This is a genomic window from Priestia sp. P5_B4 (assembly GCF_056400385.1).
The window spans coordinates 1-24,402 of sequence record NZ_JBFULJ010000029.1 but is presented as its reverse complement, the minus strand read 5'-3'; the positions used below and the strand labels follow the sequence as shown (position 1 = coordinate 24,402).

The 24,402-nt window shown below is 38.9% G+C and carries 23 protein-coding genes; 15 read left to right on the top strand and 8 right to left on the bottom strand.

The genetic code is table 11. The features are described 5' to 3' along the window. On the bottom strand, positions 1 to 827 hold an 827-nt coding region (locus AC1DRF_RS05965), incomplete at its 3' end, for a DegV family protein (RefSeq protein ID WP_477740422.1). A 255-nt stretch (positions 828 to 1,082) separates the two neighbouring features. On the opposite strand from AC1DRF_RS05965, the gene AC1DRF_RS05960 reads away from it, so the two are divergent. Further along, complete coding sequence (locus AC1DRF_RS05960) at positions 1,083 to 1,922, top strand: YitT family protein (protein WP_025749916.1); 840 nt, start codon at positions 1,083 to 1,085, stop codon at positions 1,920 to 1,922. A 36-nt stretch (positions 1,923 to 1,958) separates the two neighbouring features. On the opposite strand, the gene AC1DRF_RS05955 is transcribed toward AC1DRF_RS05960, so the two are convergent. The 3 genes from AC1DRF_RS05955 to AC1DRF_RS05945 form a co-directional block, all read right to left on the bottom strand. After that, positions 1,959 to 2,720, bottom strand: coding sequence for a DUF3813 family protein (locus tag AC1DRF_RS05955; RefSeq protein WP_165575570.1), 762 nt, complete (start codon positions 2,718 to 2,720; stop codon positions 1,959 to 1,961). Between the two features lie 3 nt (positions 2,721 to 2,723). Next, positions 2,724 to 2,873: a hypothetical protein gene (locus tag AC1DRF_RS05950; RefSeq protein ID WP_013081728.1), complete on the bottom strand. Its 150-nt coding sequence runs from the start codon at positions 2,871 to 2,873 to the stop codon at positions 2,724 to 2,726. 121 nt (positions 2,874 to 2,994) lie between these two features. Next, positions 2,995 to 3,807, bottom strand: a complete 813-nt coding sequence (locus tag AC1DRF_RS05945) for a Cof-type HAD-IIB family hydrolase (RefSeq protein WP_427075743.1) — start codon at positions 3,805 to 3,807, stop codon at positions 2,995 to 2,997. Positions 3,808 to 4,042: 235 nt separating this feature from the next. On the opposite strand from AC1DRF_RS05945, the gene AC1DRF_RS05940 reads away from it, so the two are divergent. Further along, the gene (locus AC1DRF_RS05940; protein ID WP_013055384.1) at positions 4,043 to 4,351 is read left to right on the top strand and encodes a metal-sulfur cluster assembly factor; all 309 of its coding nucleotides are present in this window, start codon (positions 4,043 to 4,045) and stop codon (positions 4,349 to 4,351) included. Positions 4,352 to 4,381: 30 nt separating this feature from the next. Here the strand turns inward: AC1DRF_RS05940 and AC1DRF_RS05935 are convergent, their stop codons facing one another. Next, positions 4,382 to 5,080, bottom strand: coding sequence for a Crp/Fnr family transcriptional regulator (locus AC1DRF_RS05935; protein WP_477740421.1), 699 nt, complete (start codon positions 5,078 to 5,080; stop codon positions 4,382 to 4,384). Positions 5,081 to 5,432: 352 nt separating this feature from the next. Between AC1DRF_RS05935 and argC the strand changes: the two genes are divergently transcribed. The 11 genes from argC (at position 5,433) to AC1DRF_RS05880 (ending at position 19,134) form a co-directional block, all read left to right on the top strand. Continuing rightward, a complete protein-coding gene (gene argC / locus AC1DRF_RS05930; protein ID WP_427075741.1) occupies positions 5,433 to 6,476 on the top strand; it encodes an N-acetyl-gamma-glutamyl-phosphate reductase in 1,044 nt (347 codons plus the stop codon). Positions 6,477 to 6,521: 45 nt separating this feature from the next. Continuing rightward, positions 6,522 to 7,757, top strand: a complete 1,236-nt coding sequence (gene argJ, locus AC1DRF_RS05925) for a bifunctional ornithine acetyltransferase/N-acetylglutamate synthase (RefSeq protein WP_477740420.1) — start codon at positions 6,522 to 6,524, stop codon at positions 7,755 to 7,757. Positions 7,758 to 7,769: 12 nt separating this feature from the next. Further along, the gene (argB, locus tag AC1DRF_RS05920; protein ID WP_477740419.1) at positions 7,770 to 8,594 is read left to right on the top strand and encodes an acetylglutamate kinase; all 825 of its coding nucleotides are present in this window, start codon (positions 7,770 to 7,772) and stop codon (positions 8,592 to 8,594) included. Next, on the top strand, positions 8,560 to 9,714 hold the full coding sequence (locus AC1DRF_RS05915; RefSeq protein ID WP_477740418.1) for an acetylornithine transaminase: 1,155 nt from the start codon (positions 8,560 to 8,562) through the stop codon (positions 9,712 to 9,714). Before argB ends, AC1DRF_RS05915 begins: the two co-directional genes overlap by 35 nt. 70 nt (positions 9,715 to 9,784) lie before the next feature. Then, positions 9,785 to 10,858, top strand: coding sequence for a carbamoyl phosphate synthase small subunit (locus tag AC1DRF_RS05910; RefSeq protein WP_377575388.1), 1,074 nt, complete (start codon positions 9,785 to 9,787; stop codon positions 10,856 to 10,858). After that, entirely contained in the window at positions 10,851 to 13,961 is a 3,111-nt protein-coding gene (locus AC1DRF_RS05905; protein WP_477740417.1) for a carbamoyl phosphate synthase large subunit, read from the top strand. Before AC1DRF_RS05910 ends, AC1DRF_RS05905 begins: the two co-directional genes overlap by 8 nt. Beyond that, positions 13,958 to 14,908, top strand: a complete 951-nt coding sequence (gene argF / locus AC1DRF_RS05900) for an ornithine carbamoyltransferase (RefSeq protein ID WP_013081737.1) — start codon at positions 13,958 to 13,960, stop codon at positions 14,906 to 14,908. The genes AC1DRF_RS05905 and argF overlap by 4 nt, the downstream gene beginning before the upstream one ends. Positions 14,909 to 15,011: 103 nt before the next feature. Continuing rightward, positions 15,012 to 15,656, top strand: coding sequence for an SDR family oxidoreductase (locus AC1DRF_RS05895; protein WP_097824328.1), 645 nt, complete (start codon positions 15,012 to 15,014; stop codon positions 15,654 to 15,656). Between the two features lie 129 nt (positions 15,657 to 15,785). Next, complete coding sequence (locus AC1DRF_RS05890) at positions 15,786 to 15,965, top strand: YjzC family protein (RefSeq protein ID WP_013055394.1); 180 nt, start codon at positions 15,786 to 15,788, stop codon at positions 15,963 to 15,965. Between the two features lie 114 nt (positions 15,966 to 16,079). Further along, positions 16,080 to 18,683 carry an ATP-dependent chaperone ClpB gene (gene clpB / locus AC1DRF_RS05885; RefSeq protein ID WP_477740416.1) on the top strand — a complete coding sequence of 868 codons (2,604 nt, stop codon included), beginning with the start codon at positions 16,080 to 16,082 and terminating at the stop codon, positions 18,681 to 18,683. 199 nt (positions 18,684 to 18,882) lie between these two features. Then, positions 18,883 to 19,134 (top strand): hypothetical protein, encoded by a 252-nt coding sequence (locus AC1DRF_RS05880; protein ID WP_014461601.1) that lies wholly within the window; start codon positions 18,883 to 18,885, stop codon positions 19,132 to 19,134. Between the two features lie 28 nt (positions 19,135 to 19,162). Here AC1DRF_RS05880 and AC1DRF_RS05875 read toward each other — a convergent pair whose 3' ends face one another. Continuing rightward, positions 19,163 to 20,056, bottom strand: a complete 894-nt coding sequence (locus tag AC1DRF_RS05875) for a helix-turn-helix domain-containing protein (RefSeq protein ID WP_013081740.1) — start codon at positions 20,054 to 20,056, stop codon at positions 19,163 to 19,165. A gap of 338 nt (positions 20,057 to 20,394) precedes the next feature. Between AC1DRF_RS05875 and AC1DRF_RS05870 the strand changes: the two genes are divergently transcribed. Further along, positions 20,395 to 21,573 carry a galactokinase gene (locus AC1DRF_RS05870; RefSeq protein ID WP_043980494.1) on the top strand — a complete coding sequence of 393 codons (1,179 nt, stop codon included), beginning with the start codon at positions 20,395 to 20,397 and terminating at the stop codon, positions 21,571 to 21,573. Between the two features lie 30 nt (positions 21,574 to 21,603). Beyond that, positions 21,604 to 23,127, top strand: coding sequence for a UDP-glucose--hexose-1-phosphate uridylyltransferase (gene galT / locus AC1DRF_RS05865; RefSeq protein WP_477740415.1), 1,524 nt, complete (start codon positions 21,604 to 21,606; stop codon positions 23,125 to 23,127). 42 nt (positions 23,128 to 23,169) lie between these two features. Here galT and AC1DRF_RS05860 read toward each other — a convergent pair whose 3' ends face one another. Then, positions 23,170 to 24,054 carry an NAD(P)-dependent oxidoreductase gene (locus AC1DRF_RS05860; protein WP_427075734.1) on the bottom strand — a complete coding sequence of 295 codons (885 nt, stop codon included), beginning with the start codon at positions 24,052 to 24,054 and terminating at the stop codon, positions 23,170 to 23,172. A gap of 202 nt (positions 24,055 to 24,256) precedes the next feature. Further along, positions 24,257 to 24,400: a DUF2929 family protein gene (locus AC1DRF_RS05855; RefSeq protein ID WP_477740423.1), complete on the bottom strand. Its 144-nt coding sequence runs from the start codon at positions 24,398 to 24,400 to the stop codon at positions 24,257 to 24,259. Positions 24,401 to 24,402: the final 2 nt, after the last annotated feature.

Genomic DNA, 24,402 nt, shown 5'->3' with positions numbered 1-24,402 from the left:
ATCGTCCCTGGGCCAGAGTGAGAACCTATGGCTGCACCAATAATATTAATAATAAAATGTTTGGTTCCAAAACGTTCTTGAATCATCTMTTTCAGCTGAAGAGCTGTTTCTAAATCATCTCCATGGCTAATTCCAATGGTTTGAGAAGAGAGGTTTTTTCCTCGCTCTTCCATTACATCAAGCATGCGCTTAAATACTTTTTTACGGCCGCGGATTTTTTCGATTGGAATCAATTTTCCATCTTCCACATGAAGCAGCGGCTTAATATTAAGCAGACCTCCTACAAAAGCAGAAGCTTTGCTCACGCGTCCTCCTTGAGCAAGAAAATCTAAGTCATTGACCGTAAAAATATGTTCCATATGCAGCGCGTATTGCTTTATTTTTTCTGTCATCTCTACTAGTGAGAGGTTTTGTTGTAGTAATTGTGCTGCATAATAAGTAACTACTCCCTGGCCAAGAGATGCACATTTCGTATCGATTATCTCTAATTGAAAATCGGGATACTTTTCTAGGAGTTCTTCTCGAATCATCATTGCTGTTTGATATGTACCGGATAATTCTGAAGAAAAAGCTAAATAAACGCACGAATCACCTGATTTAGCTATGTTTTCAAAGACTTCATACATAGTAGTTGGAGCCGCTTGAGATGTTTTTGGCATCTTGCCTTTACGGATGGCTTCGTAGACAGAAGCTGGCTCAATCGTTTGTAGATCTAAAAATTCTTGATTATCCAGGCTTACGCGAAGTGGTAAAAAGCCAACGTTATTTTCTTGAAAAAAGGATAAAGGCAAATCGCTTGCACTATCGGTTAAAAGTTTAATTGACATAAATGTCACCTTCCTAATTGCATTTATAAAATATTAAATGAATTTGATGTATAAACATTGAGAAGCGTTATATACGACATAGTATTAGTGTATAAGCACTTTGAGGAAAATACAATTTTTGAATAAGTTTTTTTAATTCTGCCAAATCGTACATACTATATGTACTAACTATTTTAAAGATGCTGACTTTATTCATTTTATAAATGGGTATAGGAGAGTAAGAAGTTTTAAAAAGCGGAGGTCGGTCATTTGAATATGTGGCTTGAAACAAAAAAAGCGATAGTCGTCTTGGTAGGAGCATTATTGAATGCGCTTGCGCTCAACTTGTTTTTGATACCTGCTAATGTATATTCGAGCGGCTTTACAGGAGTAGCGCAGCTTGTTTCGAGTATCGTGACAGATTACACCCCTTTTACTATTTCCACTGGAGTGCTGCTGTTGTTGTTAAATATTCCTGTAACTATTTTAGGGTGGAAAAAAGTTGGGAAGTCATTTACTGTTTACAGCTTTATCAGCGTTGCTGCAACAACTTTGTTTCTTGGAATTATTCCTATTCAAGCACTTTCTAAAGACATCATCCTTAACGCAGTTTTTGGAGGCGTTATTTTAGCGGTAGGGGTAGGAATTACGTTGAAATTTGGAGCTTCAACTGGTGGGCTCGATATTATTGCCCTGATTTTATCTCGAGTAAAGGACCGACCAATTGGCACTTATATGTTCATATTAAACGCAATTATTATCGTGCTAGCAGGTCTTTTATATGGTGCTGAGAAGTCACTCTATACGCTTGTGACGCTTTATACAACTACTCGCGTCATTGATGTTATTCATACGCGTCATGTCAAACTCACAGCAATGATCGTAACGAAAAAAGGAGTGGAGCTAAGAAAGGCGATTCACGCCAAACTTGTGCGAGGGATTACGGCGGTACCGGCTAAAGGCGGCTTTACAAACGAAGATAAAGAAATGCTGATGATTGTTTTGACTAGATACGAATTATTTGACTTGGAGCGAGTGATTAAAGAGGTAGATCCTAAAGCATTTACCAATATCGTTCAGACAACGGGAATCTTTGGTTTGTTTCGCAAGGATTAAAAAAGGTCCAGGTATTCATTACCTGGACCCTTTGTATTAATGTGTGCCTTTTAAGTCATTAGAAAGCTCTTGAAGCTGAGCTTGTTCTTCAGGAGAAGCATTTTGCTGCGCATGAGACAGCATATCAGCTGCAATGTTTTCATCAGAAGCTGCAGACGTATGAGCCTGAGACGTTTGATGATTTTGACCAGCAGCTCCCAATGTATTCTGAAGCTGCTGAAGCTGAGCTTGTTCTTCAGGAGAAGCGCTTTGCTGTGCATGAGACAGCATATCAGCTGCTACGTTTTCACTAGACGTGTGAGCTTCACCATGAGCGTGAGACTGCCCGCCCTCTAAAGTGCTTTGAAGCTGTTCAAGCTGGCTCTTTTCTTCAGGAGAAGCATTTTGCTGTGCATGAGATAATATATCAGCTGCCACGCTTTCACTGGACGTGTGAGCTTTACCGTGAGCGTGAGACTGCCCGCCTTCTAAAGTGTTTTGAAGCTGTTCAAGCTGTGCCTTCTCTTCGGAAGAAGCATTCTGAACGATATGAGACAGCGTATCAGACGTAATGTCTGCGCTTTTCTCTTGTGAATGTGATTCTCCATCTGTATCATACGCTTGATGCAATGAGTTTTGGAATTGCTTCAGCTGCTCTTGCTCCTCAGGAGAAGCGTTAGAAGCAATACTATTTAATACGCCTTCTGAAATATCAAGCTCACCATTGCTGTGCTTTTGACGGTGAAGCTGATCTTCTGAATGGCCGGATACTGCATTTCGAATCGCATCTTTTACTTGACCAAAAAGTGAATTTTTCATAAGTTACTGTCCTCCATGAGGAGTTTGGCGCTGCTGAGCTTGAAATGCTTCTGCCTCTGCCATAGTCATATGATAAGGAATTCGTTCATCATGTTTTTGAACTGCGTCTGCACCTTGTTTCACAAAACGTTTTGATCGATTGCCTCTGCCCATCATAAATTCCTCCTCGTAATATAAATAAAACCGACACCTTAAGAAGTGTCGGTTATAGTGTGTGCTAAATAAAAAAAATGATAGCGATAAAAATTTACCTTGCTTTTCAAAAAAAGCTAAGTTATAAATTTAACGTTTTTTCCAAATAATAAGCAATACCATCATTTTCATTCGATTTTGTTACTTCACGCGCTAGCAGTTTTAATTCGTTAATGCCATTTTCCATAGCGATACCGTGTCCTGCAAATTTAATCATTTCAAAATCATTGTCTTCATCTCCAAACGCAATAATTCGTTCGCGTGGAATTTGATAATGATTAGCTACGCGCTCAAGACCTACAGCTTTATTAAGTCCTTTTTTTACAATTTCAACGACATGCCAAGGTGCTCCCCAGCGTCTATGTTCTAGTACTTCTGCATGAACATCTGAAAGGTGAGAGCGTATATCTTGTACATGTTCTTCATCTGCGTGAATTAAAATAGACGTTGGATCGTGCTGCAGCGTATGACGCAAATCACCCGTTTGTAATTTAGGATCCCCTAGGCTAAGTACATCCATTAATTTTCGATCTTCAAAATGAAGATACACATCATCTTGTACTTCTGCCATGATATTGTTGATGCGATAGTCTTGCATAGCTGTCACAATATCATGGACAGTGCGGCGGTTTAAAGGTTCGTGATGCGTGCCGAAATCAGGCTGAAGGGGGTGATGGACAAGCGCTCCGTTAAAGTTTACGATAGGCGTGGATAAATCTAATTCGCTGTAATACATAGCACTGGAACGATAAGGTCTACCAGTTGCAATCATTACAATATGTCCTTCTTGTTTTGCTTTTTCTAATACCCGTTTCGTTGTAGGTGAAATGGTTTTTTCATTCGTTAACAATGTTCCATCCAGATCTAAGGCGATTAAGTGTTGATCGTTTCTCATATAGGGCTCCTTTTAAATTGAAGTAGTTATACGATTATATTGAATTCTACTAATACTCATGCTTGTATTCCCATATTTTACACAATTTTTCCTTAGGAGCAAAGCAGAACGATTGACATGCAAAAGCTGTCTTGTTACGGTGTAAGACATAGTTATTGATTGCTTACGATAAATTGTTTAAGGGTATATTTAATACGTGAAGATAATTACGGAAGTAAAAGAAAGGAGAATGAATATGGATAAACAGTTAGAAGATAAAATCATGGAATCACTAGAGGAAGTAATTGATCCAGAGCTTGGCGTTGATATCGTAAATTTAGGCTTAGTGTACGGTGTAGAAATGGAAGAAAACAACACTGTTATCGTGACGATGACGTTAACTTCTATCGGCTGCCCGCTGGCTGGTGTGATTGGCGAACAAGTGAAAAAACAATTAATTTCGCTTGAAGAAGTAGAAAATGTAGAAGTGAATATCACATTTAATCCGCCATGGGATAAAGATCGCATGACGCGCTACGCTAAAATTGCATTAGGTGTTCAATAAGAAAAAAGCCATCAACGATGGCTTTTTTTCTTATTCAATTCTGCACAATTCCACAGGGCAGTCCTCACAGTCTATTTCTTTCTTTAAAAAAGAAAGCTTATGAATGATGATTTTTCCATCTGCCATTGAAATCACTTCGTTTTTTCGCAACTCAGCGAGCATGCGATTGACTACTTCTCGAGATGTCCCGCATAGATTGGCGATTTCTTGATTGGTTAACGTTACGTTTAATAAAATACCATTTGGCTTCATTACTCCAAAGCTATTAGACATGCGGATCAGAGTAGAATAAAGAGCACCTTTTTTTCCATTTAGAATTAAGTCTCTAAATTTTGTCTGCATTCGCTTAATTTGTAGTCCCATCCACTTCATGTACTCCATAGAAAGAGCAGGGTATTGTGCTAGTTCGTTTTCTAACACCCGTTTTTGAATACTGATTGCCATACAAGGTTCAATAGCTTTTGCTTGAAGCATATGGGGAGTAGATCCGCAAAACAGCATGACTTCCCCGATTAAGTCTCCGGAACTCGCCAGCTGAAGCGTCAGCTCGCGTCCTTCCGGCGTCACTTTACTTACTTGCACGGCCCCGGACGTAATAAAAAATAAATGAGTTGAAGGTGAACCTTCTTGAAAGAGAAAGTCACCTTTTTTAAACGAAAGTTTATGATCAAAGTTCATAAAAAATTGCTGCAGCTCATTTGAAAAAGAATCCGTTGTGATGTTCATCATGTTATCACCTTTTAATTAAAATTTTTGCGACTGCTACTTAATTAATCTATTAAGTTAGAACAGTCTGTATATGCTGTACGTCCACTGGCCGTATAAAAAATAGCATACGGATGATTTTTATCGATATTCTTATTATACACAAAAACAACCAGTGTTTTCCAAAAATATCTGTGAACAATTTCTAAACAAAAATAGAAATTTAGTTATAAAAATAAAAACTWATGAATAAATAAAAATTTTTAAAAATATAGAATAAAGTGTTGGATTTTTTAAATATTCATTTGATTTTATTTTTATACGGTATTATAATGATAAATAATTCAAATAGACACGTGGAAAAAGGAGTTTTAAAATGAAAGAATACAAGGTAGGAATTGTTGGAGCAACAGGGTATGGAGGAGTAGAACTGATTCGTTTGTTAGCGAATCACCCACATTTTCATGTTTATGCAGTTTATTCATCCTCTCAGGATGGGATGGAACTAGCAGAAGTTTATCCTCACCTTTCTAATACTGTATATACGCTGCAAGATATAAACCCTAAGAAGATGGCTGGAGAATTAGATTTAGTATTTACAGCAACTCCGTCCGGTGTTTCTAGCAAACTTGTACCTCAATTAATAGAAGAAGGAATAAAAGTGGTAGATCTATCTGGAGATTTTAGATTAAAAACAGAAGCGCTTTATGAAAAATGGTACAAAAAGCCTGCTGCAGCTGAAGCATTTTTACAGCAGTCTGTATATGGATTATCAGAATGGTTTGCAGACGAAGTCGAAAGCAGTACGTTCGTTGCGAACCCGGGTTGTTATCCAACAGCTACACTGCTTGGGCTAGCTCCCCTCGTTAGTAAACAAATGGTAAAATCAAACTCTATTATCATTGATGCAAAGTCCGGGATCTCAGGAGCAGGACGCGGTCTTTCGCAAATGGCTCATTATGCTGAAATCAATGAAAATATGAAAATATACAAAGTTAATCAACATCAGCATATCCCAGAAATCGAATCTATTTTAGAAAAGTGGGATGAAGAAATTGGCCACGTCACGTTCAATACGCACTTAGTTCCAATGACGCGAGGGATTATGAGTACAATATACGCTGAACTTTCTAAAGAAAGCTCAGTACAAGAGCTTCATCAGCTATATGTAGATACATATCAAAACTCCCCGTTCGTTCGCGTTCGAAAAGCTGGTGAATTTCCGTCTACTAAAGAAGTAAGTGCATCAAATTATTGCGATATCGGTGTTGCATTTGACGAACGAACAAAGCGTGTCACGATTGTTTCTGTCATTGATAACTTAGTTAAAGGGGCAGCCGGTCAGGCCATTCAAAATGCCAATATCATGATGGGGTTTGAACAGCAAGCGGGTATCGGGCTACTGCCTGTCTTCCCATAAAGACACAGCATCACTAATCACGATAAAAGCAGGAGGGAACGTATAGTGATTACGGTTAAACAAACGAAAGAAAAGATAAAGAAAATAGAGAACGGTACAATTGTAACGCCGCTAGGGTTTTCAGCAGATGGCGTTCACGCTGGTTTACGTTATGCTAAAAAAGATTTAGGAGTTATTGTAAGCGACGTGCCAGCTAATTGCGCAGCTGTTTACACGCTTAATGCCTTTCAAGCAGCGCCTTTAGCTGTTACAAAAGAAAGTGTAGCGGTGGAGCAGAAGCTGCAAGCGATCGTTGTGAACAGCGCATGTGCAAATGCATGTACTGGAGAACAAGGRTTAAAAGATGCATACCAAATGCGAAATACATGTGCAGAAAAGCTTAATATCCTACCTCATCATGTAGCGGTAGCTTCTACAGGCGTAATTGGAGAGCTTCTAGATATGAAAAAAATTGTTAAAGGTATTGGGTTATTAAGTCCTTCATCGAACAAAGAAAAAGCAGAAGAATTTCAAACGGCTATTTTAACAACAGATACAGTGATGAAGTCAGCTTGCTATGAAACAAAAATTGACGGCAAAGTAGTTACCATTGGAGGCACAGCGAAAGGATCAGGCATGATTCACCCAAATATGGCTACGATGCTTAGCTTTATCACAACAGATGCTAAGGTTGAAGCTTCAGTGCTACAAGATGCGCTAAGTTCTATTACAAATAAAAGCTTTAATCAAATTACAGTGGATGGTGATACGTCCACCAACGATATGGTTGTTGTTTTAGCAAATGGAAAAGCTGATCACCAGTCGCTTACACCAGATCATCCTGAATGGAATTCGTTTTATGAAGCACTGTGCTTGACGTGTGAAGATTTAGCCAAACAAATTGCACGCGACGGTGAAGGAGCAACAAAACTAATTGAAGTAAACGTATCTGGTGCTCATACAAACGAAGAAGCAAATGTGATTGCTAAACAAATTGTGGGCTCGAACCTAGTGAAAACGGCCATGTATGGAGCCGATGCTAATTGGGGACGAATTATTTGTTCAGTTGGATACAGCGGAGTAGCGCTTAATCCAGAAACAGTGAATGTTTCGTTAGGCAATATCCAGATGTTAGAAAACAGTCAGCCTGTTTCATTTAGTGAAGAAGAAGCAAAGGCTTATTTAGAAAATGATACGGTCGAAGTCTATGTGGACTTACAGCAGGGAAGTGGGATCGGCAAAGCGTGGGGCTGCGATTTGACTTACGATTATGTCAAAATCAATGCCAGTTATCGAACGTAAGGAGAGAGTGAAATGAGCAATGAAAAAATCGTCGTTGTAAAATGCGGAGGCAGCATTGTCAATCAGTTAACAAACGCTTTTTTTGAAAGCATTCAGCAGTTAAAAGCAAATGGATATCAGATCATTGTTGTGCACGGAGGCGGACCTGATATTCAAGATACGCTTACCAAACTTCACATTGAAACGGAATTTGTAGATGGGCTTCGAAAAACGTCCAAAGAAGCATTAGAAGTTGTGACGATGGTATTAGCAGGCAAGGTTAATAAGCAGCTTGTAAAAGATCTACAAAAAGCGAACTTAAAAGCGGTAGGACTATCAGGAATTGATGGATTATTGCTTAAAGCAGAGGCAATTGATGTGGAACGTCTAGGTTACGTTGGAGAAGTAAAAGGCGTAAACGATACATTATTAAAACAACTAACTGACAGTAAGTATATTCCAGTTGTTTCTTCCATTGGAGCAGATGAAGAAGGTAATAGCTATAATATTAATGCTGACGTGGCAGCCGGAGCCGTTGCACAAGCAGTAAATGCTGAAAAGCTGATGTTTGTAACGGATGTAAAAGGTGTGTTAAAGGATGGAGCATTGCTTCCTGAGCTTACAAAGTCAGAGATTGATGCACTTATTGAAGAAAAAGTAATTTACGGCGGAATGATTCCGAAAGTAACATCAGCGGTAAATGCGTTATCTCCTTTGCTTGAAGAAGTTCATATTATTAGCGGAACTGATGGATTTTTAGATAAGGAAGGGAAGCTGATTGGTACAGCAATTAAATATAGTGGAAAAGGTGGGGAAGATAGCGATGAGTTCATTGTTTCCAACATATCAACGGTTTGATATCCATGTGGAAGAGGCGCAAGGAACAAAATTAATAGATAACAAAGGAAATGAGTATTTAGATTTTATTTCAGGTATCGCTGTTTGTAACGTAGGTCATCGTCATCCTGATGTTCAAAAAGCGGTCGAAGAGCAGTTAAATAAAGTGTGGCACGTGTCAAATTTATTTCATCAATCGATTCAAGAAGACGTAGCAGGTAAGCTTGTGGAACACTCAAACGGTGATGCAGTATTTTTCTGTAACAGCGGTGCAGAAGCCAACGAAGCGGCGATTAAATTAGCGCGCAAGTACACACAAAAACACAAAATTATTACGTTTACAAAATCATTTCATGGACGTACATTTGCTACAATGACAGCTACAGGGCAGGCAAAAATTCATGATGGCTTCGGTCCTCTTGTTAATGAGTTTGTTTACGTGCCATACAATGATGAAGAAGCATTAAAACAAGAAATGGACGACAGCGTAGCAGCCATTATGGTTGAAGTCATTCAAGGAGAAGGCGGAGTGGTTCCAGGAACCGAAGCATTTTTATTAACCATTCAAGAGCTGTGTAAAAAGCACGAAGCACTGTTTATAGTCGATGAAGTGCAAACTGGAATCGGCAGAACAGGAAAACCATTTGCTTATCAGCATTTTAACGTTTCACCAGATATTATTACAGCAGCTAAAGGATTAGGAAGCGGAATGCCGGTTGGTGCGATGATTGGAAAAGGATATCTCAAAGAAGCATTTGGACCTGGTACTCACGGAACAACCTTTGGAGGAAACCCAATTGCACTAGCTTCAGCCAAAGCAACCTTAAACATTATTTTTAATGAAGCATTTTTGGCAGAGGTTACAGAAAAAAGTCTTTATTTTACCAATGCTTTGAAAAATAGCTTAGCAGCTTATTCATTTGTAACCGATGTTCGCGGAAAAGGTTTTATGATTGGAATTGAATGCGGGGAACATCAGTCAGCATTGCTTGCAGCTATGCGTGAAAAAGGATTGCTAGCACTGGGAGCAGGACCGCATGTAGTACGATTGCTGCCGCCTTTAACTGTAACAAAAAAAGAGTTGGACCAAGCTATTCATATCATTGAAGAAGCGTTTAGCMAAACAAAAATTACTTCATAATACAAATTTTTTTGAATATGTTTGTATAAAAATTCTGTTTTATAAATAATTATTCGAAGAGGGATGCACAATGAACGGATATTTACACTTAGCAAACGGCGATTCGTTCGCCGGACACATTGAACATACAGCAACGCACCAGGCAGAAGGAGAAATTGTTTTCTTTACTGGAATGACTGGTTATCAAGAAGTTGTGACTGATCCATCTTACAAAGATCAAATTATCGTCTTTACGTACCCTTTGATTGGGAACTATGGTATCAATGAAAAAGATTATGAAAGCAAAAAGCCTCACGTAGCAGGCGTTGTCGTATACGAATGTTCAGATGAAGGGTTCCATTACGAAGCGATGTACAGCTTTAAACAATATTTAAAGAAATGGAACATTCCGCTTATTACACATGTGGATACGAGAGCGGTCGTAAAACGAATTCGAAAAGAAGGTACGATGCAATCTGCCTTTTCGACATCTGCTGAATCGCCAGCATTTACTGCTGAATGCGATGGATATGTAGTAAAAGAAGTATCAACAAAAGAGCCTGTTACTTACGGAAACGGTGAAAAACACGTTGTATTAATGGACTTTGGGTATAAAAAATCAATTTTACAAGAGCTGTTAAATCGAGAGTGCAAAGTAACAGTTGTTCCTTATTCTACAAGCTCTTCAAAAGTAAAAGAGCTGCAGCCGGATGGCATTGTCTTATCAAACGGACCTGGAGATCCAACTCAAGTGAGCAGTCAGCTGGATGAATTAAAAGAAATTATTTCATCGTATCCAACTTTGGGAATTTGCTTTGGACATCAGTTAATTGGGCTCGCTTTTGGGGCGCAAACCAAAAAGCTGACGTTCGGTCACCGAGGAGCTAATCAGCCTGTAATTGATTTAACGACTAACAAAGTGTGTATGACTTCTCAAAATCACAGCTATGTCGTAGACGAACAGACGATTACGTCTACGCCATTAAACGTTCGATTTAAAAATGTGAATGACGGATCGGTTGAAGGTTTAATGCATAAAGACCTTCCTGTTATGTCGGTTCAATATCATCCAGAAGCACACCCTGGACCAAGTGACAGCACGTATATCTTTGATGAATTTATGACGAAAGTACAGCAAGTAGGGAGCGGAAAAGTATATGCCTAAAGACCAAACGTTAAAAAAGATTTTAGTAATCGGATCAGGACCAATCGTAATCGGGCAAGCAGCAGAATTTGATTATTCAGGAACTCAGGCATGCTTGTCATTAAAAGAAGAAGGTTATGAAGTTATCTTAATCAATAATAATCCAGCTACAATTATGACGGACACTCACGTAGCAGATCGAATCTATTTTGAACCATTAACAGTAGACTGCGTAGAGAAAATTATTGCAAAAGAAAAGCCCGATGGTTTGTTAGCCACATTAGGCGGACAGACGGGTTTAAACTTAGCCCTTGAGCTTCATGAACAAAACATTTTGCCAAAATATGATGTGAAATTTTTAGGAACGCCGATTGAATCAATTAAAAAAGGTGAAAGCCGTGAAGAGTTCCGCGCATTGATGAATGAACTGAATGAACCGGTGCCGGAAAGTGAAGTTGTTACAAAAGTAGAAGAAGCGTTAGCTTTTGCCAAGAAAATTGGTTTTCCTGTTATTGTACGTCCTGCTTATACGTTAGGCGGAACGGGCGGAGGAATTGCTCATTCTATGGAAGAGCTTGAAAAGCTTTCAGCGTCAGGTTTACGTGAAAGTGCTATTACTCAATGCTTAATTGAAAAAAGCATCGCTGGATTTAAAGAGGTTGAGTACGAGGTTATGCGCGACGTAAACAATACGTGCATCACCATTTGTAATATGGAAAACATTGATCCCGTAGGCGTTCATACTGGAGATTCGGTAGTCGTTGCTCCTTCTCAAACGTTAACAGACGTGGAATATCAAATGCTTCGCTCTGCTTCAGTTAAAATTATTTCATCGCTTGGCATTATTGGAGGTTGCAACATCCAGTTTGCGCTTGATCCAAAAAGCAAGCAGTATTATCTAATTGAAGTAAATCCGCGTGTGAGCCGTTCGTCTGCTCTTGCATCAAAAGCAACTGGCTATCCGATTGCCAAAATTGCTGCAAAGCTATCGGTAGGCTACACGCTTCATGAGTTATTAAATCCTGTGACGGGAGACACGTATGCAAGCTTTGAACCTGCTCTTGACTATGTAGTAGTAAAATTTCCAAGATGGCCGTTTGACAAGTTTTTCTACGCTGAAAGAACGCTTGGCACCCAAATGAAAGCAACTGGAGAAGTAATGGCTATTGACCGTAACTTTACACGTAGCTTCCAAAAGGCATTATCTTCTTTAGAAATTGACTTACAAGGATTAGAAGTAGAAGAACTGCAAGAACTTTCAACAGATGAATTAAAAAGCAAGCTTAGCGAACAAAGCGATGAGCGTATTTTTGTTATCCTTGAGCTTTTACGCCGAGGCACAACGCCTGAGTATATCCATGAAGTAACACAAATTGATTATTTCTATTTAACACACTTTGCACAGCTGATTAAAATGGAAGCCTCTTTAAAAGAAGTGCGTTTTTATTCGATTACAGCTGAACACTTTAAACAAGTAAAGGAGCATGGTTTTACAGATGCGTATCTAGCAAACGTATGGAATGTGCCGGAGCTTGACGTAAGAGCGAAACGTAAAGCACTACATATTACGCCAAGCTATAAAATGGTGGATACATGTGCAGCGGAATTTGAATCTTCAACGGCTTATTTCTACTCTAGTTACTACGGGGAAAGTGAGATTGAACCATCAACCAATAAAAAAGTTGCGATTATCGGTTCTGGACCAATTCGTATCGGGCAAGGAGTAGAGTTCGACTACAGCTCTGTACACGGTGTGCTAGCTCTTGAAAAAGAAGGATACGAAACGATTTTAATTAACAATAATCCAGAAACGGTAAGTACGGATTTTGAAGTAGCAGATCGCTTATATTTCGAACCTGTAACAGTAGAAGACGTATTAAATGTTCTTGATGCTGAAAATGTGACGGATGTAATTGTTCAATACGGAGGTCAAACGGCTATTTCGCTTGTTAAAGGTCTAGAAGAAGCTGGCGTTAATTTATTAGGTATTACAAATGATGTCATTGATGCACTTGAAGATCGTGACCTGTTTTATAAGCTCTTAGACGACTGCGATATTCCTCATATTCCAGGTGAAATGGCGAAAGACCCGAAAGAACTTGTACAAAAAGCAAAAGATACGGGATTCCCATTACTCATTCGTCCTTCTTACGTGATTGGCGGAAAAGGAATGCTGACAATTCAAAACGAAACGGAGCTTCAGTCTTGTTTACCGGCTATTAAAGCGTYTCATTTCCCAATACTTATTGATGCTTACTTCCCTGGAAAAGAAGCAGAAGTTGATGTGGTAGCAGACGGAAAAGATGTGTTGATTCCGACAATCGTTGAACATATTGAAAAAGCCGGCGTTCATTCAGGAGACAGCTATGCGCTTTTACCAGCAAAAACAGTAGAAGCAGCACATAAAGAAAAAATGGTGAGCTACGCTCAAAAAATTGTAAACAAACTTCAATATAAAGGGATTATGAATGTCCAATATGTTATTTACAACGATGAAGTCTACATGCTGGAAGTTAATCCGCGTGCCAGCCGTACAGTCCCTGTAGTAAGCAAAGTGTGCAACACGCCGCTTGTTTCGCTATCAACTCAAATATTGCTTGGGAAATCATTGTCGGAAATTAGTGAAAAGCTAGGTTTATTGCCGGATCCAGCTTACACAACTATCAAGTTTCCAGTGTTTTCGACAAGTAAATTATCAGGAGTTGATCCACTTGTTGGACCGGAAATGAAGTCAACTGGTGAAGGAATTGCGATTTCTTCAACGATTGAAGAAGCAGCAAAAAAAGTATTCCATCAGTATGTGTTAAGTAAAAAAGGTGCTGCAGAAGTGTATATCAACGGAGAAGCGCAGGGCCTTGAAGAACTTGTGCAAAGCGCGGGCTTAACTCTTGTTAAAGATAAAGAAGTTAGTGAATGGGTGAAAACGAAAGAAGCTTTATTATATGTAAGTTTACAGCTTGAAGATAAAGAAAGCCGTATGTCAGCATTAAAACACGGTTTAATGGTTATGACGGAGGCAGAAACGGCTTCGCTATTTTTCCAATCGTTCCAAGTCGATGAATATCACGTTTCATCACTGCAAGAATGGTTTCAAAAAACTAAAAAGGAAGTGACAGTATCATGAGTACAGTATCGGTAAATACGAATTTAAAAGGAAAAGATTTGCTTACACTTAAAGATTTATCATCAGACGATATTATGTCACTTTTGGAAAGCGCCATTGAGCTGAAAGAAAAGCATAAAAATGGTGAAATCGTAACATCGTTAAAAGGAAAAACGCTGGGGCTCATTTTTGAAAAATCTTCAACAAGAACAAGAGTCTCATTTGAAGCGGGAATGATGCAGCTTGGAGGAAACGCCCTCTTTTTAAGCAGCCAGGATTTACAGATTGGACGCGGAGAAACGATTGCTGATACAGCACGCGTACTATCTGAATTCATCGATGCTATAATGATTCGTACGTTTGAACACAGCAAGATCGAAGAGCTTGCAGATTACGCATCCATTCCCGTTATTAATGGTTTGACAGATGATTATCATCCTTGTCAGGCTCTAGCTGATTTATTAACGATTTACGAGCACAAGAAATCATTTGAAGGGCTAAAAGTAGCTTATGTTGGAGACGGAAATAATGTAGCGCATTCGTTAATGATTGCCTGTGCAAAAATGGGAATAGATATTTCAATTGGATGCCCTGATGGATATGAGCCAAAAGACTTTGTCACAGCTTATGTTCATGAAATAGCTGCTACAACAGGTGCGAAGGTTACGATTACAAAAGATCCTGTAGAAGCTGTGAAAAATGCCGATGCTATTTATGCAGACGTATGGACAAGTATGGGACAGGAAGAAGAAGCACAGCAGCGTTTGAAAATATTTGCTCCTTATCAAGTAAATGAAGAACTAGCTGCCTATGCTAAGTCAGACTATTTATTTCTGCACTGTTTGCCTGCGCATCGTGAAGAAGAAGTAACAGCAAGCATTATTGACGGACCAAATTCTGTTGTTTTTCAGCAGGCTGGAAATCGTATGCATGTACAAAAAGCTTTGCTGCAAGCCATTTTAGCTTAAGAGAAAAACCCTTTCTGAGAATATCAGAAGGGGTTTTTTGTTTAAAGGGAATTAATTGTGGGAACATCAACTGTATACTAAACAGAACGAAAGGTGATTTATGATGAAAGTATTAGTTGTTGGAGCAAACGGAACAACGGGAAAACAAGTGGTAGAAAAAGTTGCAAACAGCAAGCAGCACGAAGCTTATGCGATGATTCGCGATGAAAAGCAAGCAGACGCGTTAAAGAAGCTGGGTGCCAACGTTGTGCTTGGTGACTTGGAGCAAGATGTTTCAGATGCTTTAAGAGGTATGGACGCTGTCATATTTGCAGCAGGGTCTGGAGGACATACGGGAGACGAAAAAACAATCGCTGTGGATCAAAACGGCGCTAAAAATATCATTGATGAAGCAAAAAATCAAGGTGTAAAGCGCTTTGTTATGTTAAGTTCAATGGGAACAGACGCACCTGAACAAGGACCAGAAGGCTTACAGCTTTACCTGCGTGCAAAAGCGATAGCGGATGAATACTTAAAACAGTCTAATCTACAGTATACAATTGTACGGCCAGGAACTTTATCGAATGATCAAGCTACTGGGAAAATTGATATCAATAATGATATTGAAGATAAATCTCAGACGATTCCCCGAGCAGATGTAGCAGCCGTACTTGTAGAATGTCTAAACGAAGAAGCTACGATAGGAAAAACGTTTGAAATGCTAGCTGGAGAAACTGAAATCGAACAAGCTATCAAATTTACTCATTAATATAAAAGGGCGGATCTAAAGGTCTGCTCTTTTTCTCTGCCTAATATGAAAACATCTCCATTATGAAACAGAAATCTTAAGGGAATAGTATAGGAGAACATTTCATTTCAGGAATGAGGAGGCAGGACAATGGGACAAAATCGTCATTTCACACCGGGGCAAAAAGCTCCTAATAACGGAGTGTATATTGAAATTGGTGAAACAGGAAGTAACGTAAATAATCCTCAAAAGGTTAAATTAAAAGCAGGAGAGCGTTTTCCAGAGACGGCCAACGATGATCGCCACTGGACGTACATGCGTAAGCCTTAAATAGTAAAAAATAAAGAAGCCATTCTAAATTGAATGGCTTTACTTGTTTTCCTATTGCTGGGTATAATGAAATAAAGGTCAATAAAGGTCAAATGTATCGAAGGAGGATGTTCAATGGATATAAATAAAATGACCCAAAAATTGCAAGAAGGCGTGATGGAAGCGCAGTCCGAAGCTATTAAACGAAATCAGCAGGAAGTAGATATTGTTCATTTGCTTTATACGCTCATTCATCAGCAAGATGGTATTGCTCCTCGCATATTAGATCATTTACATATCGATCATCAATCTTTTCAGCAGCAGGTAAATCAATTGCTTGCGAAAAAACCAGCCGTTACAGGAAGTGGTGCTGAAGCAGGGAAAGTTTATATTACGAATAAACTTCAGCAGCTGTTTGTTAAAGCTCAAGAAGAAGCATCTCGTTTGCAAGATGATTACGTTTCAGTTGAGCACATCTTTTTAGCATTAGCACAGGAACCGTCTTCTAGTGAATATGGCAAGTTATTTTCAAGTMACGGTATAACAAAAAAAGCTCTGCAAGATGTGCTTACCAGCCTTCGAGGAAATCAGCGAATTACAAGTCAAAATCCCGAAGTCACATATGAAGCGTTGGCTAAATATGGAAGAGACTTAGTAGCAGAAGTACGAGCAGGCAACATTGATCCAGTCATTGGACGAGACGGAGAAATTCGCCGCGTTATCCGCATTTTATCGCGAAAAACAAAAAACAATCCAGTTTTGATCGGAGAACCTGGCGTTGGTAAAACAGCGATTGTTGAAGGTCTAGCACAGCGTATTGTTCGCCGAGATGTGCCTGAAGGATTAAAAGATAAAACCATCTTTTCATTAGATATGGGAGCTTTAGTAGCAGGAGCGAAATTCAGGGGAGAATTTGAAGAGCGTTTAAAAGCTGTTCTTCAAGAAGTTAAGAAAAGCAACGGTCAAATTCTTTTATTCATTGACGAGCTTCATACAATCGTTGGAGCAGGCCGGACGGATGGAGCGATGGATGCAGGGAATATTTTAAAACCAATGCTTGCTAGAGGAGAACTTCACTGTATAGGAGCTACAACTCTTGATGAGTATCGTCAGTATATTGAAAAAGATCCAGCGCTTGAAAGACGCTTTCAACAGGTGCTGGTTGAAGAACCTTCAGTAGAAGATACAATCTCTATTTTACGTGGTTTAAAAGAACGATTTGAAATTCATCACGGGGTGAATATTCACGACCGAGCGATTGTTTCAGCAGCGGTTATGTCTGATCGTTATATCTCAGACCGCTTTTTACCTGATAAAGCAATTGACTTAATTGATGAAGCATGCGCAACTATTCGAACAGAAATTGATTCGATGCCATCAGAATTAGATGAAGTTACACGACGTGTCATGCAGCTTGAAATTGAAGAAGCGGCATTAAGTAAAGAAACAGATCAAGCAAGCATCACAAGGTTAGAGGCAATTCGAAAAGAAGTCTCTGATTTAAGAGAACGTGCAGATACAATGAAGCTGCAGTGGGAAAAAGAAAAGCAGTCGATTCAAACGGTGCAAGATGTCCGGGAGCAGCTTGAAAAAGCGAAGCGAGACCTAGAAGAAGCTGAAGGGAAATATGATTTAAATAAAGCAGCTGAACTTCGCCACGGACGCATTCCAGCTCTTGAAAAAGAACTAAAACAGCTAGAAGAAACAGCTGCTGAAAAAGCACAAGAAAACCGTTTGTTAAGAGAAGAAGTAACAGAAGAAGAAATTGCTGAAATTGTAGGAAGATGGACGGGAATTCCGGTATCAAAACTAGTTGAAGGGGAAAGAGAAAAGCTGTTGAAGCTTGAGTCAATTTTACAGCAGCGTGTGATTGGGCAAGATGAAGCTGTATCCTTAGTGACGGATGCTGTGATTCGCGCACGGGCAGGCATTAAAGACCCGAACCGTCCGATTGGGTCATTTATTTTCCTAGGACCTACCGGAGTAGGAAAAACGGAGCTAGCCAAAACGCTGGCACATTCTTTATTTGACAGTGAAGAACAAATGGTTCGTATTGATATGTCTGAGTACATGGAAAAGCATGCGGTCTCTAGGCTTATAGGAGCGCCTCCTGGCTATGTAGGATACGAAGAAGGCGGCCAGCTAACGGAAGCGGTGAGACGCAAGCCTTATTCAGTCGTTTTGTTAGATGAAATTGAAAAAGCCCATCCCGAAGTATTTAATGTGCTCCTTCAAATACTAGATGATGGAAGAGCAACAGATTCAAAAGGAAAAGTCATTGATTTTAAAAATACAGTTATTATTATGACGTCGAATATCGGTTCTCAATTTTTATTAGACGGTTTAACAAGTGAAGGCGAGATTACTGAAAAAGCCAGAGAGCAAGTGATGGCTCAATTAAGACAGCATTTTCGTCCAGAATTCTTAAATCGAGTAGACGACACGATTTTATTCAAACCGCTAACTGTTCATGAAGTAAAAGGGATTATTGATAAGCTATTGGTTCAGCTTGAAAAGCGTTTATCCGATCGTCATATTTCGTTAACGTTAACAGAAGAAGCAAAAAATTATATTGCAGCCTCTGGATTTGATCCGGTATACGGAGCTCGCCCTTTAAAAAGGTTTATTCAAAAATATATTGAAACAAAAATTGCCAGAGAATTAATTGCAGGGCAAATTGAAGATTATAGTCAAGTGACAGTTGATGTAAAAGATGATGAGTTTGTTGTCAGCGTATAAGTTTCCTAAAAAGACCATTCATGATAAATTGAATGGTCTTTTTTTGCTATTAAAAGCAGCTCTTCTTTTAAAATAAATAAAAAGAAATGAAAGAAAATACGTGAGAGCTAAGCGTAAAAACTTATTCAGTTTTAGGTTGTAGAATATATCTAATTCATTTATGATAATACAAAATGGGCAAAGGAGCATGAATGAGCACATGAAGGACCGTATAGAGCTTATATATGACGAAGCATACGATTTTATAGATCAGGCATTAACTAAAATAAGAGCGCTGGATAAAAATGATCTTCAAGCTGAAAATGAAGAAGTGCAGGAAAAGGCAGAACGGACAGAGTTTGCACTTCAAGCTGCACGAGATATTTTAGAAAATATGATTATCCCGGGTAAAAAATTGACTTTTATTTACGAAAAAGGTTCTGTGGTAGTAGAAATTCCCGATAAAAAATAAAAACGACTTCCTTTTATGGAAGTCGTTTTTATTTTGGCAATGCAAAGTGCTCATCAATGGATGCATCACTTTTTCGATACTGCCCGGGTGTCATATTGGTTGTTTTGCGAAATACTTTTGTTAAATAATTGGCATTTGCATAACCGACGTTTTCAGCAATTTCTTCGATTGAGTACTTGGTTTGATGCAATAGCTCGGCCGCTTTTTGAATGCGAAGCTTCGTTAAATATTGAATCGGCGTAATCCCAGTTGTTTGTTTGAATAACCGGCTAAAATGATAGCGAGATAAATGAGCTGCATCTGCCATTTCATCCGGACCGATTTCTTCATGATAATGATTACGGGCAAATAAAATAGAGCTAATGATACTTTCAGGCCAATCTTCTGTAAAACTGTCCATGCTTTTAATATATTGGTACAGCTCCATTACAAAGCGGTAAGATAAGCTTGAGGCATGAAATGGATCTGCTATATGTTTTTCACTTGCCCGCTTATATATTTGAGCAAGCAGCTGAACAGGTGCTGATTCAGGATGAAACCGTATTACAGGGGAGTGGGTTGACTGAATATAATCCCAGCATTTTTGTACTTCATCTCCGTATAATGTAAGAAAAATAAACTCCCAGTTTTCACTTTCCTTTGGTAAGTAATAGCGATAATTTCCAGGTATATTGACGATGAATGCTTTCCCAGCATCCACTTTATATTCTTGTCCATCTATTTCAATCATTCCGTACCCAGAAACCGTGTATTGAAAAATATATTTCCCTACGTCTTTTCGCTGATTTCCGCTCCAGTTATAAAGGGGAGAGAAAACTTCATCCCACCCAACAGACCATAGCTGCGCAACTTCATTTGTGCGGGATTCTAAAAACCTGTATGCGTACGTTGAATATTCTTGAGCTTGGAAATGTGAGAGCAAATTTTCACCTTCTTTTTGAAATAAAGTAGTACTTAATTCTTACTTTAACGTAATCGCTTTCATTTTTCTATAATTTTTTGAAAATATCGTGATTATTTTTAGGGAATGTCTCTAAATCTATTATTTTCTTATCATTTGCAAGTCAAGGCTCATATAAAGATAACACCTTTTTGGCGCAAGAGTAGTTCATTGTCAATTCAAAAGAATCATTTTTAAAGGGATAAGCAAAAAAGTACCGATTATCGATAGTAATTTTACCATTGAGGCAAGGAAAATTGGACTTTACAATGTACATATGAATCCGTTTCCAAAAAACTACTTAAAATAGGTGATAATAAATGCTGGGAAAATTAATCGAAGAGTTCAAACAAATATTTCATTCGTCAGAAGCTATTCGCTGCTTTTTTGCGCCAGGGCGTGTCAATTTAATTGGAGAACATACTGATTATAATGGAGGGCATGTTTTTCCTTGTTCATTGAGTATAGGAACGTATGCGGTAGTACAAAAACGTCATGATCAAAAAATACGTATGTACTCAAAAAACTTCTCTGAAGCAGGCGTTATTGAATCCTCTTTAGAGCAATTAACGTACAAAACCGAAGATGATTGGGCCAATTATCCAAAAGGAGTAATGGATACCTTTAAAAAGCACGGATATGACCTTCCTTTTGGATTTGATATCTTGTTTTTCGGCAACATTCCTAACGGAGCAGGACTTTCATCGTCGGCATCAATTGAGTTAGTCACATGCGTACTTTTAAATAAAATTCTTGAATTGAATATTGATATGATGGACCTTGTAAAAATGGCGCAGCAAGCTGAGAATGAATTTATCGGCGTAAGCTGCGGGATTATGGATCAATTTGCAATTGGAATGGGAAAAGAAAATCAAGCCGTATTGTTAAACTGTCAAACTCTTGAATACCAGTATAGCCCGCTGCAGTTAACAGATGCTGTGCTCGTTATTTCTAACACAAATAAGCGAAGAGGGCTGGCAGATTCAAAATATAATGAGCGCCGCATGGAGTGTGAAAGAGCGCTGGCAGATTTACAAACGTCACTTTCCATTAATTCGCTTGGTGATTTAACCAAAGAACAATTTGAAAAGCATAAATTTTTGATACAAAACGAAGTAGATTGTAAGCGCGCTAAACATGCGGTATATGAAAATGAACGCACAAAAGAAGCGGTTGCTAAATTGCAAAACGGTGATTTAGAAGGGTTTGGTCAATTGATGAATGAATCGCACTGCTCACTGCGAGATGACTATGAAGTAAGCGGGAAAGAACTAGATGCTCTTGTAGAAGCAGCTTGGTTGCAAGAAGGTGTGATTGGATCACGCATGACAGGTGCAGGCTTTGGCGGCTGTACAATCAGTATCGTACAAAAAGCACAGGTTGATAGGTTTATTGAGGAAGTAAAAGACGCCTACTATAAGAAAACAAGTTTAGAAGCTGAATTTTATGTGGTTACGGTTGGAGAAGGAGCGCGTGAACTCACATTAGAAGCAGTATAAGAGAAAACAGATAGAGAAAGGAACGAGTGTATGTCAGTCAACATTCATGAAGAAATCACCCGACTTATTCAATATGGTTTACAAAAGAATCTATTAACAAAATGGGATATAGATGTGGTGAGAAATAAACTGCTGGAAGTGTTAAAGCTCGACGAATGTATTATAGTAGAAGTCAAAGAAGAATGTCTGGAACATCCAGCTGCTATTTTAGACAACATGCTTGATTGGGCTGCAGAAAACAATCGAATCGCCGAGAATTCTATCACGTATAGAGATTTATTCGATACCAAAATAATGGGATGCTTTGCAAGCATGCCTTCAGAGGTTAATCGGACATTTTATGATCACTATCAGCAAAGCCCCCAAAAAGCCACAAGCTATTATTATAAGCTGTCAAAAGACATTCACTATATTCGCAGAGATCGAATTGCTAAAAACGAAAGATGGGTAACAAAAACTGACTTTGGAGAACTTGAAATTACTATCAACTTATCCAAGCCGGAAAAAGATCCAAAAGCAATTGCAGCAAGCAAATCATTGAAGGAAAGCAACTATCCGCTGTGTCTTCTATGTAAAGAAAATGCTGGTTATGCAGGTCGTATTAACCACCCAGCTCGTCAAAATCACCGGATTATTCCTATGGAATTGCAGGAAGAGCTGTGGTACATGCAGTTTTCACCTTATGTTTATTATAATGAACATGCCATTGTTTTTGCGAGTGAACATACACCCATGCATATTTCAAAGCAAACGTTTAAGCGGCTGCTTGCCTTCGTTGAACAATTTCCACATTATTTTTTAGGATCAAATGCAGATTTACCCATCGTAGGAGGATCTATTTTAACTCATGACCACTTTCAAGGCGGCTATCATGATTTTCCTATGGCTAAAGCAAAAATAAATAAATTGTTCTCTCTTAAAGCATATCCAAACGTGAAAGCTGGAATTGTTCATTGGCCGATGTCGGTCGTTCGTCTTCAAAGTTCGCACCTTGCACCATTAGTAGAAGCGGCGGATTTCATTTTGAGGAAATGGAAATCGTATAGTGATCAAAGTGCTGATATTTTAGCTTTTACAGATCAAACTCCTCACAACACGGTCACGCCTATTGCTAGGAAAAGAGGGGATTTGTACGAATTAGATTTAGTACTGCGAAACAATCGAACAAACGGCAAACATCCAGATGGCATTTATCATCCCCATGCAGAAGTTCATCATATCAAAAAAGAGAACATAGGTTTAATCGAAGTAATGGGGCTTGCGGTTTTACCCGGTCGTTTGAAAGACGAAATGAGTCTAGTGGCCGAAGGGTTAGTTCAGAATAACCTGAGCGAGTTAGCCAGCAGACATGATCAAGTGCAAAAACACGTGAAGTGGGCGGAACAAATCAAGAAAAAATATCCACATATTGAAGAGCAAAATGTCCAAAGCATTCTCCAACAAGAGCTCGGTTTGGTCTTTGCAACTATTTTAGAACATGCAGGTGTGTTTAAACAAAACACTGAAGGACAGCTCGCATTCAGTCGTTTTATGAATTCGTTAAATGAAGCGTAAATCATTAATAAAAACAGGCAGCTCGTAATGAGCTGCCTGTTTTTATACAGTTAGGGCATGCTGTTTTAAAAGGGTGTACAGAGCCTGTGTTCCTTTACTATCATCGCCTTGTTTTTCGAGCTGTTCATAAAGAGATTTTGCTAACTTTAGCCCTGGTGTATACAGCTCCATTTCTTCAGCTGACTCAATGGCAATTTTCATATCTTTAATAAAGTGTTTAATATAAAAACCTGGTTCGAAGTCTCCTTTAATCATGCGAGGAGCTAAATTGCTTAACGACCAGCTTCCAGCTGCTCCTGTTTCAATACTTTTTAAAACGGTGTTTGGATCTAACCCAGCTCTTTCAGCATAGAGTATCGCTTCACACACGCCCATCATATTAGAGGCAATAGCAATTTGATTGCACATTTTTGTATGTTGACCAGCACCAGCACTTCCTTGAAGAACGATATTTGTTCCCATTTTTTCAAGAATAGGCGTAACGGCAGAGAATGCTTCAAAATCGCCTCCTACCATAATCGCTAACGTTGCTTTCTGAGCCCCAATGTCCCCTCCTGAAACAGGAGCGTCAAGCGCATGAATGTGCTTCTCTTTTGCTGCTTGATAAATCTCACGAGCAAGTATAGGGCTTGATGTCGTCATATCAATTGTATAGCAGCCTTTCTTTGCATTATGTATAATGCCTTCTTTACCTAAATAAATCTCTTTTACATCGTGAGGATAGCCTACCATGGTGATAATAACATCAGATTGTTCGGCCACTTCTTGAACGGTTTCTTTCCAGTTGGCCCCTTTTTCAAGTAGTGCTTGAGCACGAGTTTTTGTTCGCGTATAAACAAGGACTTCATATCCTGCGTCAATTAAATGCCCAGCCATGCTTTGACCCATAACGCCTGTTCCGATAAAACCAATTTTTTCTTTAGTCACAGCAGTATTCACTCCTAAAATTAATAGTTTGATTATTCTAAAATTATATAGTTAAAGGTTGGGATAATCAATGATTATGAATGTATATAAATGTAAAAAACAGCTTCAGTCATTTGTTTTGAATACGAGTTAACGAAAGAAATTGCTGAGAAGAGCTTATGCCAAAAGATAAAAAAAGCGCTGGCTTTACAGCCAACACTTTTTAGTGATGATTATTTGCTGGTTTATTCGGTACACCCAGTTCTCCAATCAAAATTACAACTAGCGTGAAAACTACTCCAAGGATGGAAGCGGTTGCGAAACTGTAAGTACCGCCCGTCATTGCAGAGATTACGTACACTGCCATAT